The sequence below is a fragment of the Vibrio toranzoniae genome (assembly GCF_024347655.1).
Classification (GTDB): domain Bacteria; phylum Pseudomonadota; class Gammaproteobacteria; order Enterobacterales; family Vibrionaceae; genus Vibrio; species Vibrio toranzoniae.
Map to the genome: position 1 here is coordinate 2330970 of NZ_AP025514.1, position 15000 is coordinate 2345969.

At 45.6% G+C, this 15000-nt stretch carries 10 protein-coding genes and 1 pseudogene; 7 read left to right on the forward strand and 4 right to left on the reverse strand.

Annotated features, from left to right (window positions below; genetic code table 11):
* Positions 1 to 5 precede the first annotated feature (5 nt).
* Genes OCU50_RS10390 through OCU50_RS10405 form a run of 4 tightly spaced genes read left to right on the forward strand, consistent with a single transcriptional unit; the run spans position 6 to position 3610 of the window.
* Positions 6 to 1205 carry a beta-ketoacyl-[acyl-carrier-protein] synthase family protein gene (locus tag OCU50_RS10390; protein WP_060467264.1) on the forward strand — a complete coding sequence of 400 codons (1200 nt, stop codon included), beginning with the start codon at positions 6 to 8 and terminating at the stop codon, positions 1203 to 1205.
* Positions 1198 to 1662, forward strand: coding sequence for a hotdog family protein (locus tag OCU50_RS10395; RefSeq protein ID WP_060467263.1), 465 nt, complete (start codon positions 1198 to 1200; stop codon positions 1660 to 1662). Before OCU50_RS10390 ends, OCU50_RS10395 begins: the two co-directional genes overlap by 8 nt.
* Positions 1659 to 2384, forward strand: a complete 726-nt coding sequence (locus tag OCU50_RS10400) for a 3-ketoacyl-ACP reductase FabG2 (RefSeq protein ID WP_060467262.1) — start codon at positions 1659 to 1661, stop codon at positions 2382 to 2384. Before OCU50_RS10395 ends, OCU50_RS10400 begins: the two co-directional genes overlap by 4 nt.
* Complete coding sequence (locus tag OCU50_RS10405; protein ID WP_060467261.1) at positions 2381 to 3610, forward strand: beta-ketoacyl-ACP synthase; 1230 nt, start codon at positions 2381 to 2383, stop codon at positions 3608 to 3610. Before OCU50_RS10400 ends, OCU50_RS10405 begins: the two co-directional genes overlap by 4 nt.
* Positions 3611 to 3690: 80 nt before the next feature.
* Here the strand turns inward: OCU50_RS10405 and gltX are convergent, their stop codons facing one another.
* A complete protein-coding gene (gene gltX / locus OCU50_RS10410; RefSeq protein ID WP_017056821.1) occupies positions 3691 to 5118 on the reverse strand; it encodes a glutamate--tRNA ligase in 1428 nt (475 codons plus the stop codon).
* Between the two features lie 301 nt (positions 5119 to 5419).
* On the opposite strand from gltX, the pseudogene OCU50_RS10415 reads away from it, so the two are divergent.
* Both OCU50_RS10415 and OCU50_RS10420 read left to right on the forward strand, forming a co-directional pair.
* A pseudogene (locus tag OCU50_RS10415) lies at positions 5420 to 8234 on the forward strand (heavy metal translocating P-type ATPase).
* Complete coding sequence (locus OCU50_RS10420) at positions 8224 to 8670, forward strand: DUF411 domain-containing protein (RefSeq protein WP_060467260.1); 447 nt, start codon at positions 8224 to 8226, stop codon at positions 8668 to 8670. The pseudogene OCU50_RS10415 and the gene OCU50_RS10420 overlap by 11 nt, the downstream one beginning before the upstream one ends.
* Positions 8671 to 8858: 188 nt before the next feature.
* Here OCU50_RS10420 and OCU50_RS10425 read toward each other — a convergent pair whose 3' ends face one another.
* A complete protein-coding gene (locus OCU50_RS10425; protein WP_060467259.1) occupies positions 8859 to 9626 on the reverse strand; it encodes an ABC transporter ATP-binding protein in 768 nt (255 codons plus the stop codon).
* Positions 9627 to 9628: 2 nt separating this feature from the next.
* A complete protein-coding gene (locus OCU50_RS10430; RefSeq protein WP_060467258.1) occupies positions 9629 to 10681 on the reverse strand; it encodes a FecCD family ABC transporter permease in 1053 nt (350 codons plus the stop codon).
* 183 nt (positions 10682 to 10864) lie between these two features.
* Here OCU50_RS10430 and OCU50_RS10435 point away from each other — a divergent pair, with 183 nt between their 5' ends.
* Positions 10865 to 11947, forward strand: a complete 1083-nt coding sequence (locus OCU50_RS10435) for an ABC transporter substrate-binding protein (RefSeq protein WP_060467257.1) — start codon at positions 10865 to 10867, stop codon at positions 11945 to 11947.
* Between the two features lie 238 nt (positions 11948 to 12185).
* On the opposite strand, the gene OCU50_RS10440 is transcribed toward OCU50_RS10435, so the two are convergent.
* Positions 12186 to 14837, reverse strand: coding sequence for a beta-N-acetylhexosaminidase (locus tag OCU50_RS10440; protein ID WP_060467256.1), 2652 nt, complete (start codon positions 14835 to 14837; stop codon positions 12186 to 12188).
* Between the last annotated feature and the right edge of the window lie 163 nt (positions 14838 to 15000).

The following is a 15000-nucleotide window of genomic DNA, read 5'->3' on the forward strand; positions in this document are numbered from 1 at the left end:
ACACTATGCCTATTTATATCCAAGACTGTGGTTTCCACTCAGCGTTAGGCTCAAGTATTGCTGACATTCATGGCTGCCTCAAAGACGAACGTGAATCAAACATGGTTGAAGTGAGCGATATGCTGAACGACGGCAAGCACACTGTCGTTGGCAAAATCGCAAGTGAGCTACCAGACATACCACCAGCTCAAGCGCAATATACCACTCGCAACAATCAGCTGGCACTGTCGGCTCTTAATCAAATTGAAGACTCTATCGAGCAGGCAAAGTCACAATTTGGCGCAGATAGAATTGCAGTGGTTATCGGCACCAGCACTTCGGGGATTTCGGACGGTGAGGCAGCATTCAAACATAAACTGGCACACGGTGAATTTCCTGAGCATTACCACTACTCGAAACAAGAGTTAGGCAATACCTCTGAATTTGTTAGCCAACATTGTGCATTAACAGGACCAAGCTATGTGATATCTACCGCCTGCTCATCAAGTGGCCGTGTATTTCTCACTGCCCAACGTTTGCTAGATTCAGGCATGGCTGATGCTGTGTTAGTGGGTGGTGTGGATACACTGTGTAGGCTGACGCTCAATGGTTTTCATGGTCTTGAAGCCCTTTCGACCACACATTGTCAGCCATTTAGTGCCACTAGAGATGGCATCAACATAGGTGAAGCAGCGGCGTTTATGTTGCTCAGCAAAGCAAAACTGAATGCTACCAATACAACCCCAAACACATCAAGCATTGCTCTATTAGGCTGTGGGGATAGCTCTGATGCACACCATATTTCAGCACCTCACCCTGAAGGGAATGGCGCTGAGCAAGCCATTAGAAAAGCGTTAAATTCTGCTAACTTACAAGCAGAAGACATCGGTTACATTAATGCTCACGGCACTGCGACACCACTTAATGATTCAATGGAAAGCAAAGCCATTCATCGTATTTTTGCAAACAAGGTTCCCGTTAGCTCAACCAAGCCGCTCACCGGGCATACTCTAGGAGCGGCAAGTGCGATTGAGGCTGCAATTGCATGGCATATTTTGAAATATGACTTACCGCTTCCCTTACAAAAATGTCAGGATAAAGCTGAAGATATTGAGATTGATTTGGTAAACTGTTCGCAGAAACTTAAAGTAAAGAACATCTTAAGCAACTCGTTTGCTTTTGGTGGCAACAACATTAGCCTGATTTTTGGTGTAGTAAATGACTGAACTCCCTTCTATAGAGCAACTTCTCCCACACGATGATCCGATGATTTTAATCGATCGTGCGATTAGCATAGAGGCGTTGTCGATCCACTGTCAGGTCGATATTGATGACCATAATCTGTTCTTTGACGCCGAATCTCAAACGGTACCAGCTTATGTTGGCATCGAATTTATGGCGCAGTCTGTCGCGGCATGGTCTGGATATCACGCACTTAAAAACGGTACCACTCCTCCAATCGGATTCTTACTCGGCTCTCGTCGTTATAAATCACTGTGTGATGAGTTTATTCAAGGTCAGACCCTTGATATCTACGCTGAACAGCTTATGGAAGACAGCGGTATGGCCGTGTTTACCGCCAGAGTCGAAGACCAAGGCGAGTTAGTGGCTCAATGCCAACTCAACGTCTACGTGCCAACCGAACAAAAATTACAAGAAATGAAAACTAGGAGCCCATCATGACCCGTCAGGTTTTAGTCACCGGAGCCAGCAAAGGCATTGGTAAAGCGATCGCTATTCAACTCGCGAAAGACGGATTTGAAATCGCCGTTCATTTCATGGGTGACAAGCAAGGTGCTGAAGACACATTAAAGTCGATTACCGAATTGGGTGGCGCTGGACGTCTTATCCAATTTGATATCAGCAACCGCAGCGAGTGTCGCGAAAAACTTGAGTCTGATATTGCCGAGCATGGCGCTTACTATGGTGTTGTAAATAATGCCGGAATTACTCGTGATACAGCATTCCCAGCCATGACGGAAGAAGAGTGGGATGGCGTTATCCATACCAACCTCGACAGCTTCTACAACGTACTTCACCCGTGCGTGATGCCAATGGTTCAAAAACGCAAAGGCGGTCGAATCGTTACTCTGGCGTCGGTATCCGGCATCATGGGTAATCGCGGTCAAACCAACTATGCCGCAGCAAAAGCGGGCGTGATTGGCGCGACTAAGTCTCTGGCTTTAGAGCTAGCAAAACGTAAGATCACGGTAAACTGTGTCGCTCCAGGCTTAATTGATACCGGCATGGTTGATGAGCACGTGAAAGATCACGCGCTTCCTCAAGTACCACTGCGCCGTATGGGTGAACCAGAAGAAGTGGCAGGCCTAGTCAGTTACCTAATGTCAGATATTGCGGGCTATGTTACTCGCCAAGTGATTTCAGTGAATGGAGGCTTAGTATGACCCGCCGCGTTGTTGTAACAGGCATGTCTGGTGTTACTGCCTTTGGTAATGATTGGCAGCACATCGAACCAAAATTGAAAGCGTGTAAAAATGCGACTCAATATATGCCAAGCTTCGAGCAGTATGATGGCCTCAACACTAAACTCGCCGCGCCTATTGATGACTTCCAACTTCCTAAACACTATAAACGTAAGCAAGTACGTGGCATGGGTCGTGTATCTCGCCTAGCCACCGTTGCGTCAGAAAATGCACTAGAGCAAGCAGGGCTGATTGGTCACGACATCTTAACCAATGGCGAAACAGGTATTGCTTACGGTTCTTCCACTGGCAGTACTGATGCCGTTGGCGCGTTCGGTGTGATGCTGAATGAGAAATCGACACGAGCAATCACAGCAACCACCTATGTTCAAATGATGCCACACACCGCTGCGGTAAACGTAGGACTGTTCTTTGGCCTACGCGGCCGCGTGATTCCCACCAGCAGTGCCTGTACTTCAGGAAGCCAAGCAATTGGTTACGCCTATGAAGCAATCAAACACGGCTACCAAACCGTGATGGTTGCTGGTGGCGGTGAAGAGCTATGCCCAACTGAGTCTGCCGTTTTCGATACCCTTTTTGCTACCAGTCTAAAAAACGACACGCCAGAAAAATCCCCTAGCCCTTACGACAGCGAGCGTGATGGCTTAGTTATTGGTGAAGGTGCCGGCACGCTTGTTCTTGAAGAGTATGAACATGCCGTTGATCGTGGCGCAAAGATCTACGCTGAGATCATCGGTTTTGCCAGCAACTGCGATGCCGCTCATGTGACCCAACCTCAGATGGAAACCATGCAAATCTGTATGGAAAATGCACTGAAAGATGCGCAGCTTCCGGCAGAAAAAATCGGTTATGTTTCTGCGCACGGCACTGCGACTGAGAAAGGTGATATTGCAGAAAGTAATGCCACCGCGAACATTTTTGGCGAAGTGCCAATCAGCTCATTGAAAAGCTACTTTGGTCATACGCTTGGTGCGTGTGGGGCGATTGAAGCTTGGTTAAGCCTAGAAATGATGCATTCAGGTTGGTTCAACCCTACCTTAAACCTTGAGAATATCGACGAACGCTGCGGTAAGCTTGATTACATCACAGGTTCAGGTCGTGAATTGGATGTTGAATATCTGATGAGTAACAACTTTGCTTTTGGCGGAATCAACACTTCGATCATCTTCAAGAGAATTTGGGCTTAGCTAGATAAAACTCCAAACAAATAAAAAGGGTCAGTAACCAAGTTACTGACCCTTTTCTAATCTAGCAAACGCTTATTAAATTATGCGTTAGCTTCACGCTCAGCGATGAACTCAAGAGCCATCTTGATGCGAGCGATTACGCGCTCTTTACCAACAAGCTCCATCACTGCATCAACAGAAGGAGACTGACCGCCGCCTGTTACTGCTACGCGAAGTGGCATACCGATTTTACCCATGCCGATCTCTAGCTCTTCACATACAGCAGCAATCACACCGTCTTTGATGTTTGCTGTAGTGAAATCTTCAAGAGCTTCAACCTTAGCAAGAGCAAGCTCTAGTGGACCTTTAGCAACACCACGTAGGTGCTTCTTAGCTGCGCCAGCTTCAAACTCAGAGAAATCTTCGTAGAAGTAACGAGATTGCTCAGCAAGTTCGATAAGTGTGTTACAACGCTCGCCAACTAGCTTGATCACTTCAGTGATCGCTGGGCCGTTTGTTGTATCGATCTTCTGTGCGTCTAGGTGCCATTGCAGGTATTTTGCAACGTACTCAGGCTCAGAAGTCTTAATGTAGTGGTTGTTCAACCAAAGTAGCTTGTCAGTGTTGAATGCAGATGCAGACTTGCTGATTGCTTTTAGGCTGAAGAACTCAATCATCTCTTCTTGAGAGAAGATCTCTTGGTCACCGTGAGACCAACCTAAACGAACTAGGTAGTTGTTCAGCGCATTTGGTAGGTAACCTTCGTCGCGGTATTGCATTACAGATACAGCACCGTGACGCTTAGAAAGTTTCGCACCGTCATCACCTAGAATCATTGCACAGTGAGCGAACGTTGGAACTGGCGCGCCTAGTGCTTCATAGATGTTGATTTGACGAGGTGTGTTGTTGATGTGGTCTTCACCACGAACAACGTGTGTAATCCCCATATCCCAGTCATCCACTACCACGACGAAGTTATAAGTAGGAGCGCCGTCTGTACGACGAATGATTAGGTCATCAAGTTGGCTGTTAGCGATTTCAATGCGACCACGGATTTGATCATCAAATACGACGCTACCCTCTTTAGGATTACGGAAACGGATAACGCACGCATCGCCTTCTTTTGCTGCTTCGTTTGCTGCAACAATTTTAGGGTGGTTCGCATCGTAACGAGCCATTTCTTTGTTTTCTTCTTGCTCTGCACGAATTTCGTCTAGTGTCTCTTTAGATGCATAACATTTGAATGCTTTGTCTTCAGCAAGTAGCTTATCAACCATTTCGTTATAACGGTCAAAACGCTTAGATTGGTAGTAAGGACCTTCATCCCATTCCATACCCATCCATTGCATGCCTTCTAGAATTGCATCAACCGCTTCTTGAGAGTTACGCTCAAGGTCTGTGTCTTCGATACGTAGAACGAATTCACCGCCTTGGTTTTTAGCGAATAGCCAAGAGTAAAGTGCAGTACGTGCACCACCAACGTGAAGATAGCCAGTTGGGCTAGGAGCAAAACGAGTTTTAACCGTCATTTAAATACCTTGATTATGTAGGTGATTCTTTTAGTGGCGCCAATTACAAAGCCTGTAATGGCCAAATATCACTAAATTTTGGGCGCTATTTTATCACCACCGCTTAAATCTACAATCAGTAGTGAATGATTAATGTGCTGTTGTTGTACGAAAGCGATTATAGAAAGCCGAATTCTGCCTTCAAAGTAGCAAAACTATTGTCTTAACCAGTAGATTATAGCTACGGATCCTTTATTCCCCTCTCCCATTCCAAAATTGAATCCACCAGCTAATGCACCACTAAGATCAAATTCTTGAATTTATGTTTGACCTTACCCTTACGGGAAGGTTTATGTTAGGCGTAGATGAGAATTGGAGTATCGATATGAACCACTACACAACCGCGCTCAACGGCTTAAATTGCATGGGTTGTGCGAAGAAAGTTCGCACACTGTTTGGCGTTCTCGACAATACGACGATCAATGATATATCGCCGTCATACATCGATATTTCGACTCCTTCTAGTTACATTCAACTCAACGAACAACTTGCGACGCTTGGTTATAGCATGGGCAATGAACTGCACCTTTCGCTATCTGGCCTTAGCTGCGGTAAGTGCGTGAACAAACTGACTCAAGCGCTTGAACACACTGAGCAAGCCTCAAACCTAGAAGTCAGCAAGCATGAATTGTCGTTAGTTACTCTGCTTTCTGAATCCGAGGTTATTGCGCTGATCGAAAACGTGGGTTATCACGCGACTCCCTACTCTGAAGCTAATGAGCTTTTATCGACTTCAGGCTCAGAAGAAGATACAAAACCAACGCCTGCAGAGTCGACGCCAACTGAACCCGTTACGAGTCAATATACTTATCACCTTGTTCTTGAGGGGATGACGTGTGCGAGTTGTGTTTCTTCAGTCGAAAAAGCGCTAAAAAAGAATGAGTTCGTCGACCAAGCTCAAATCAACCTCGCCGAGCAAACGGTTTTAGTTTTCACCTCTAAGACACGTGACATCATCGAAAATGATCTAATAGCGTCCGTTAAAGCCGCAGGTTATGGCGCCGAATTTGTTGATGATGCGGCAACACAACAACAAAAACAGCAAGAGCAACAACTTCGCACTCAACGATCCTTCCTTAGAAACTCAGTCAGCGCGCTGGTTATCGGTGCTCCGCTGATGGCGTGGGGTCTGTTTGGTGGCAGCATGACCATTGCCACTTTTAACGATCAACTGGCTTGGGGATTAGTCGGTGTGCTCTGTTTGGTACTGCTAGCCACTTCAGGTCGCAGCTTCTTCACCAATGCTTGGCAATCTCTGATGCATAAACGTGCAACCATGGATACGTTAGTTGCTTTAGGTACTGGCGCCGCATGGTTCTACTCAATGTTAGTTGTGCTTATTCCATCGTGGTTTCCTGAAGCCTCTCGTCATGTCTATTTTGAAGCCAGCGCCATGATTGTTGGCCTTATATCTTTGGGTCACTACATCGAAGCCAAAGCCAAAGCTCGCACTACAAAATCGCTACAAGCACTGATTAATTTACAGCCTCAAAAAGCGGTGGTCATTGTCGATGGCAAAGAACAAACCATTGCCGTAGAAGCTATTCAGGTCGGCATGCAAGTACGAGTAAAACCCGGTGAAAAAGTGCCTGTTGACGGTGTTGTGGTATCTGGTGAGTCTTACATCGATGAATCGATGTTGACTGGTGAACCGCTTCCCAACGTTAAATCGGTGAGTGATGGCGTTTCTGCAGGCACCATTAATGGTGATGGCAGCTTGATCATTGAAGCGACAGGTATTGGCTCAAGCACCATGTTGGCTCGCATCATCCAGATGGTTCGCCAAGCACAAAGCAGCAAACCTGCGATTGCGAAACTAGCCGACTCTATTTCTGCCGTGTTCGTACCCGTTGTAGTCGCGATCGCAGCGGTTGCCGCCCTAATTTGGTTTTTTGTTGGCCCACAACCAAGTGCCAGTTACATGCTTGTGATATCGACGACCGTGCTTATCATCGCTTGTCCGTGTGCCTTAGGCCTAGCGACTCCGCTCTCTATTACTGTCGGCGTAGGTAAAGCCGCTGAATTTGGCGTTCTGATCAAAGACGCTGATGTGTTGCAATCAGCCAGCAAAATCGATGCTGTCGTGTTTGATAAAACAGGTACGTTAACCCAAGGCAAACCAAGCGTTCAGCAGGCGTTTTATCACAACCTATCAGAACAAGAGTTGCTGGCTTACGCCTATTCCGTTGAAGTCGGTTCAGAACACCCGCTTGCCAAAGCCGTTTGCCAATATGCCGAGAACTTGCAAGTGTCAGCACTCCCACACAGCGACTTCGAAAACCACCGAGGCCTTGGAGTACAAGCCAACATTAACGGCAAACACGTTCAAGTCGGCTCGCTTAAATATCTAGCCCAACTCAATGTTGACACTGAAATTGGCGCAGACTTTATCGAGCTTTGTCGTACACAAGCGTGGACGCCAATCTTCGTAGTCATTGATCAAAAACTGGAAGGCATCTTAGGCATTTCAGACGCATTAAAAATGGATAGCAAACAGGCTATAGCTCAACTGAAATCTGCCGGAATTCACACCGTGCTATTAACGGGCGACAACGATTCAGTTGCTCAAGCGATTGGTAAAAACGTCGGTATCGACGAAGTGATTTCAGAAGTGCTTCCAGAGCAGAAAGCTCAACACATTGTTCAACTGCAACAGCAATATAAGAGTGTTGCCATGGTCGGAGATGGCATTAACGATGCACCAGCACTTGCTCAGGCGGATATAGGCATCGCAATGGGTAGCGGCAGTGACGTGGCAATCGAAAGTGCGCAAATGACACTCCTCAACTCATCGCCACTCTCTGTGAGCAATGCTATCGAGCTGTCTCAAGCGACCGTGAGAAACATGAAGCAAAATCTGTTTGGCGCCTTCATCTATAACTCACTTGGTATTCCTATCGCGGCCGGTGTGCTCTACCCATTTTTCGGATTTCTACTAAGCCCAGTCGTTGCAGGCGCAGCGATGGCAATGTCGTCAATTACGGTAGTGAGCAATGCCAACAGGCTGAGATTGTTCAAACCCACACATTCTAATATCAACAAAAAACCAGATTCACGAGGTTAACCATGATTCGTAAATTAATGACTCTTACAGCACTTGCTGCAATGTCAGGACAGGCTTTGGCTACTGATGTTCTAAACCACAAATCTCCATACTGCGGCTGCTGCACAGAATGGACAGAGCATATGCGTGATGCCGGGTTCGATGTTACAGAGAAGCTCCACGATGACATGAACCCTATCAAGCATAAGCTAGGTGTAACGCCAGAGTTGGCTTCTTGCCATACGGCAGAGATCGACGGTTACGTATTTGAAGGGCACATTCCAGCAGAAGACGTGAAAGCCTTTTTAGAAAATCCACCACGCAATGCGATTGGCTTGGCAGTTCCAGGCATGCCAATGGGCTCGCCGGGCATGGAGTATGGCGATAAGAAAGACGAGTATTCTGTGTATGCGTTTAACGAGAAAGGTCAGGTGTTTGAATACCGTCACTACGATGGAAACAGAGAGTAGGTTAACCAAGGTTACGTTATAAAAATAAAGAGTCATCAGCTGTATGGTAATGCGGAGTTAACGGATAGGCTAGGACGCTAATCCGTTGCTGTATATTGCACACACCGCATATTCATAAGTATGACTAGATAACTTTTGAGAAGCGTCTATCTAGTGAAATTTAATCAATTTCAGAGTACTGAGTTTTACTAACTGGCTTTCATGGTTCTTATGAATGGGACACCGTCTTCGTCGTGATGGACTTTCGCTTCAACTTGATAAATCTCTTTGACTAACTCTGTCGTTAAGATGTCTTTTGGTGAGCCAACACTAACTAATTCACCCTTTTTTATCACTAATAGGTTATCGGCATATTGAGCTGCAAGGTTGAGATCATGCAATACCATTATACTCACATAATTTTTCGCGCGAGTTTGGGTAACAAGGTGATTGAGTAATACATGTTGATGATGTAAGTCTAAAGCACTAACAGGTTCATCTAGCAGCATAATCTGAGGGTTGCGCATAATCGCTTGAGCGAAAAGGATCATTTGGCGTTGACCGCCGCTGAGAGAGCTCACATTACGGTTTGCCAAATCCGCCATGCCAATACTGTTGAGTATCTGTAACCCTTCACCAAGAAGCTTGTCATCGATGCGTAAACTTAAGCTATCTAATCGCCCCATTAGCACGACTTCGATGACACTCAAACTCACTTGTAAACCAATATCTTGAGGCATGTAACCCAACTTGGCGCGCCATGATGATAGAAACTTAGTATCGAGTTCGTCATCGTAATGAGAAACCGATCCACTTGTCATATTCACATCACCAAAAATGGCCTTAAGTAAGGTGCTTTTACCAGCGCCATTTGGCCCTAAAACAGCAGTAACCTGACCAGGCTCCAGCGTAAAGCTAAAGTTATTAGCAAGCGTCAATGTGTCAATTTTAATGTTTACTTTGTTCGCGACTAACATGATTAACCTCTCTTCGCCAAGATCAGCCAGAAGAAGAACGGCACACCAATGATTGCCGTTACGATACCAATAGGAAACAGTGCGCCCGGAACAATGGTTTTTGACAGTACAGATGCGCTAGAAAGCAGGAAAGCTCCAATCAAGAAAGAAAGTGGTAAATAGAATCGCTGATCTTCGCCCACCATAGATTTCGCCATATTTGGTGCAACAATGCCAACAAAGCCGATGATTCCTACAAAACTAGTCACCGTGGCTGTGATAAGCGCGACAATAAATAAAGTTTTGAAGCGCAAGCGAGTGATGTTTACGCCCACACTTTTGGCACGCTCTTCACCCAAACGAAGTGCAGTCAGCTTCCATGCATCTTTCAGCAACAACACGCCGCCAATAAGAACAACAGCAGCCGTAACCGCGACGGTGTTCCAAGTTGCTTTTGTCAGACTACCGAACAACCAGAACAGAATCTGTTGGCTAAGTTCAGGCGAAGAAACAAACTGAACCAGAGATAATAGCGATTGAAACAAGAACAAAAGGGCAATACCAGCCAGAATTAGCTGTCCGGAACTAATATGACGAGTAGACGCTAACGAGAATAGAAAGCATGCAGACAACATACAACATAAAAATGCGCCCAGCGGAACAGCGTAGTAGCTGCTTAACCCGAATGAACCCATATACAACGTGATTGCGGCGCCAAAACCAGCCGCTGCCGCCATACCTAACGTATAAGGGCTCGCCATTGTATTATTGAGCAAAGTTTGCATCTCTGCTCCTCCCATACCAAGAGCACCACCAACAACAATAGCCATTATTGCAATTGGCAGTCTTAGTTCGGTCACAATAATTTGTGTAGACGGCTCGACTTGGTATGGCAAACCGATGAACTCGAACAGAGAGTGAAGTACTTTCGTCGCATCGAGCAAAGACGGACCTGTCATAATGTCCAGAATAAAGGTGGCCAGAATAAGTACACAGAAAGCACCGATAACCCAAAATCGACGTTTTTCACTTTTTCTCTGTTGCTGGATGAGCTGTTCTAATACTTCGGATTGCACGCCATATTACCTAGTTTGTTTTTGTTTATTGTTGATACACGGCGGGCTAAGGACTCGCGGTAGGGACGCGATATTATCATTAATGATAGTTAGTTGCATTATCATTAACAAAACAATTAATATACCTTCCCACAGACGGATCTGGAGCCGTCTCACACATTGAATCTAAAAGGAACCTTGTTGATGCTGAAATATTTACTGACACTTGCTGCTACATGTATTAGCACACTGTCATTTGCCGAAGTAACAACCGTAACCGATGTACTTGGACGTGAGGTGACGTTTGATTCGCCAGCTCAGCGAGTTGTTGTGGGGTTCTACCCTGAAGACTACATGGCCATCGGCACAGAAGCGTCCTATGACAACGTGGTAGGTATGTCAAAGTACATTTGGCAGGCACGCTCAGCGAGCTGGAAAGCGTATGTGACACATCGACCATCGCTTGATGATATACCAGAAATTGGTCGCGTAGATACCAACGCTTTTTCTATGGAGAAGGTAATCAGCCTGAATCCAGACGTTGTCATGCTTGCGGATTGGCAGTTCAAAGCTCTGACATCAGACGTTGAACGTATGAAGAATGCCGGTATTGCCGTTGTTGTCGTAGATTACAATGCGCAAACCGTTGAACGCCACGTTCAGACTACGAAGCTAATTGGTGAAATCACTGGTCAGCAAGAGCGTGCAAAGATCATTGCCAATGAATATCAAAAGAATGTTGAGATGATCGGCGAGCGATTAGCGAAAGCAAACCTAGATAAGCCCAAAATTTACACCGAGTACGGCGCTTCTGGTGTTGATGAAGTTGGTTATACATTTGGTAAAAACATGTGGGGCGCTATCGCAACAATGGCAGGGGGTGACAACATCTCCTCTCCATTTGTGGAGTGGTGGGGCAAATTAAACCCAGAACAAATCATCGCTGCTAACCCAGATGTGATTGTAATGACGGGCTATGAATCTGGCAGTGCAGATGACGCAATGCTCATGGGGGAAGGCGTGAAGTCTGCATTGGCAAAAGAACGATTAGCAGGATTTAAAAACCGTATCGGTTGGTCTTCAATTTCTGCAGTAAAAAATAATCGTATGTACGCAGCTTACCACGGTGCTTGCCGTACCATCATTGATGGATCCTTGATTCAATTTTATGCAAAAATCATGTACCCAGACGTATTCAGTGACCTAAACCCAGAAGCAGAGTACGAAGCATTTTATGCTAAGTATCTACCAATAAAACCGGCTGGCACATTCATGACAGAGCTCTAATCTTACTCTGTAATACCTGACAAGCTGGCCGATTAATTTTAGACAACGCCACTTCTGAGTTCACACCTTGAAGCTTCGGGAACAAAAAAGCGTACATACCATTATAGAGTGTGTACGCTTTTCATTTATATAGAGACATCACGAATAAAAGGCTATAACTCACACCTCCCCGAATAGATACTTTTTCTACTGTTTACTCAAATTACGGGGGAGCCCTTCTATTAAGGTTGCTTATCGATTATTTAACCGAGGTGACTCGACTTACTTTCTCACCGCTTTCAGAGATAGAGCGGATGTAAGTTTCACCAGAAACCGATGGACGTTGTTGCTCATCATACGTTAGCCAGTTTTCGCCATCAGCAGAGTATTGCAGCTCTACGCCTGGGAATTGAACGTTCATCGCTAACTTGCCATCCACAACCTGAGCGCCCGGTACTGGTAGTCGGTAATCAATGCCTGCTTTCTCAAGCTTAGCCAGCTCACGTTGACCAACAATATTGGCAAAGCGATTAAAGTCGCTGTTTAGAATCTGCTTATTTACTAGGTTAGTTTCTTGAGAATACTCAACGCCCACTTTGTAGTCGTTTTCCCAATCCGCTCGGTGCCATGCACGCTCTGCAGCTGCCAGTACGCGAGGGAATACCATGTATTCATATTGCTCGTCAGTACGTACCGTTTCAGACCAAAGTTGCGCTGACAAACCGTAGAAAGGTTTCGCTTCAATCTCGCCTTTACCAGAGAAACCATTGCCGTCACGGTCTAATGATGTTTCCGCATTTTGTGGCATGTTTTCTGGTGCAAAGCCAAACATCTTACGAGTATCGGTTGCACGCGTTGCCCAGTAGTAACCGCGTTCTGCTGCATCTACTTCGTATGGCATATCCATGTATACGTAGTCTGGGTTAGAAACAATGACGTCATAGCCTTTTGCTGACCAGTCGTATACTGATGAAGTACCGCCCCAGTAAAGAACGTCCCAGAAGTTGACGCGAGTGCTTTCGGTTGCAAATGCTTTCTCGCCTTCGCTGTATTTCAGGCCATCTTGCCATGCTTGGAAGTGAGGGATGCCTTTGTCAGCAACAATCTTAGATACCTGCTCTGCAAAGTGACTTGGCAAATGACCGAAGTCGCTTACCGTTCCATCAGCGATCAAAGACTGACACTGTGGAGACTGTTGGAATGGCTTATCTTGCTTAGACAAATCGATGTTACCTTTCCAAGCCACTTTATCTTCTGCATTAATATCTTGTAAGCCAGCGCCTAACTTGATGTTTTTCGCTTCATCGCCGCCAAAGTGCCAAGTCGTTAATGGAACGCCCGCTTCTTGGTGCATTGCCGCCACTTCAGAGATAACTTTATCGACAAAGTGAGTAGAAGATTCCATACATGGATTAATGAAGCTTTGCTTATCATAGAACTGAACCGTGGTTACGTTCGATGTATCTTGTGGATCCATCAGACGGTATTCGTTCGCTTCCGCTTCTTTACCTTCCGCCATTAGGCGAGTGTAACGCGCTTCCATTGATACCACAGCAGAACGAGCGTGTGCTGGCATATCAATTTCTGGAATGACTTCGATGCTGCGCGCTTTTGCGTAGCTTAAGATCTCGACGTAATCCGCTTTACTAAAGAAACCAGAGCCAAAGTTGTCTGTTGTTGGACCTGAACCTAGCTGAGGCAGTAAACAGCTTTGCTCTTCCAAATCAAAACAACGATTAGACCCTACATCCGTTAGCTCTGGTAAACCTGGGATTTCTAAACGCCAGCCTTCATCATCTGTTAAGTGAAGGTGAAGTTTATTCATCTTGTATGCCGCCATTTGATCTAGCGTTGCGAGGATGGCATCTTTTGAGTGGAAGTTTCGAGCAACATCCACCATCACACCACGGTAATCAAAGCGCGGTGCATCTTTGATCGACAGTTGTGGTAATGATTCAGCGTTCTGACTGTCTATTAGGCCAAAAATAGACTGAACTGCGTAGAAAGCACCGGTTTTATCAAACGCTTTAATCGCAATCCCCTCTTCCGAGATGCTTAGTTCATAAGCGCCAGATTTCGCCAAATCACCCGTAAACTGAGTAGGAACAACAGCAACACTAACAGGTAGGTCGCCACTCACATCTACGTTTACCACATCTGCACGTTCTTCAATTGCAGCGAACTGATCAGCATCGAATGCGTCTTTTGGTAGGGCAATACCACCAGCAATGCTCACAGATCCTTCACCCGCTTCTACCGACATTGGCGTTGGTAGTAGTGTTGTTGATACATCTTGAGTTGCGAGATCAGCATTCTTTTCGAAACGCGTCACCGCTGTAGCCATTACGTTATTGTCATCAGGTGTACGTTTAAGGTTGTTACCCTCTAGACCGGTTACGAACGATGCGATATCTTCCGTATTCAATGAAGCAATCATCTTCGGTTCTGCGTTTGGCGCAGTAACAAATGCACCTGGCATAAAGTCGGTTTCAAACAGTTGCCAGTATTCACTCGTCAGTGGAAGGATCACTTCTTCACCAGCCGCAAAGCCATCGAACTTATCTGTAGGCTCTAGTTTGTGTAGGTCACCCGTTACACGAGTAATTTTAAATTGTTCATTATCAACATCTAAGATAAGGCGAATACTGTGGAAGTAGATAGTCCAATCTTTAGAATCAATCGCTTCACCATCATTAGTCAGGGTCATGTTCACTTTGTTACATGATGCCCATTCAGCGCCGAGATCCTGACAAGCCATACCCTCATTCGCACCATGATTGGTTAGAATTTCATATTGCACATCAAGGTTATCAGCCAGTGCATTAACCACCAGTTGTTCTGGTGCTTGTGTTACTGCACAACCTGTCAGGCCAGCTAATACCGCTACAGATAGTAAGTTTCTCTTCAACATCGTATTCACCCATAAATTTAAAAAATTGAGTAAGAAGCAAAGTGGAGCGCTTCTGAAAGTTAGATAAACTATATGGCCTTATTTTTTGGCGTGAATTAAATCAAGCCAATTCAGTGATCGGCTTCAAATCTCAAAAATACTGATAAATTTAATCTAAATAAAA

Excerpts from the sequence above, each read along its gene's own strand:
- OCU50_RS10395 (WP_060467263.1), top strand. The coding sequence starts at position 1,198 with ATGACTGAACTCCCTTCTATAGAGCAACTTCTCCCACACGATGATCCG.
- OCU50_RS10440 (WP_060467256.1), bottom strand. The coding sequence starts at position 14,837 with ATGTTGAAGAGAAACTTACTATCTGTAGCGGTATTAGCTGGCCTGACA.
- OCU50_RS10420 (WP_060467260.1), top strand. The coding sequence starts at position 8,224 with ATGATTCGTAAATTAATGACTCTTACAGCACTTGCTGCAATGTCAGGA.
- OCU50_RS10405 (WP_060467261.1), top strand. The coding sequence starts at position 2,381 with ATGACCCGCCGCGTTGTTGTAACAGGCATGTCTGGTGTTACTGCCTTT.
- gltX (WP_017056821.1), bottom strand. The coding sequence starts at position 5,118 with ATGACGGTTAAAACTCGTTTTGCTCCTAGCCCAACTGGCTATCTTCAC.
- OCU50_RS10400 (WP_060467262.1), top strand. The coding sequence starts at position 1,659 with ATGACCCGTCAGGTTTTAGTCACCGGAGCCAGCAAAGGCATTGGTAAA.
- OCU50_RS10425 (WP_060467259.1), bottom strand. The coding sequence starts at position 9,626 with ATGTTAGTCGCGAACAAAGTAAACATTAAAATTGACACATTGACGCTT.
- OCU50_RS10435 (WP_060467257.1), top strand. The coding sequence starts at position 10,865 with ATGCTGAAATATTTACTGACACTTGCTGCTACATGTATTAGCACACTG.
- OCU50_RS10390 (WP_060467264.1), top strand. The coding sequence starts at position 6 with ATGCCTATTTATATCCAAGACTGTGGTTTCCACTCAGCGTTAGGCTCA.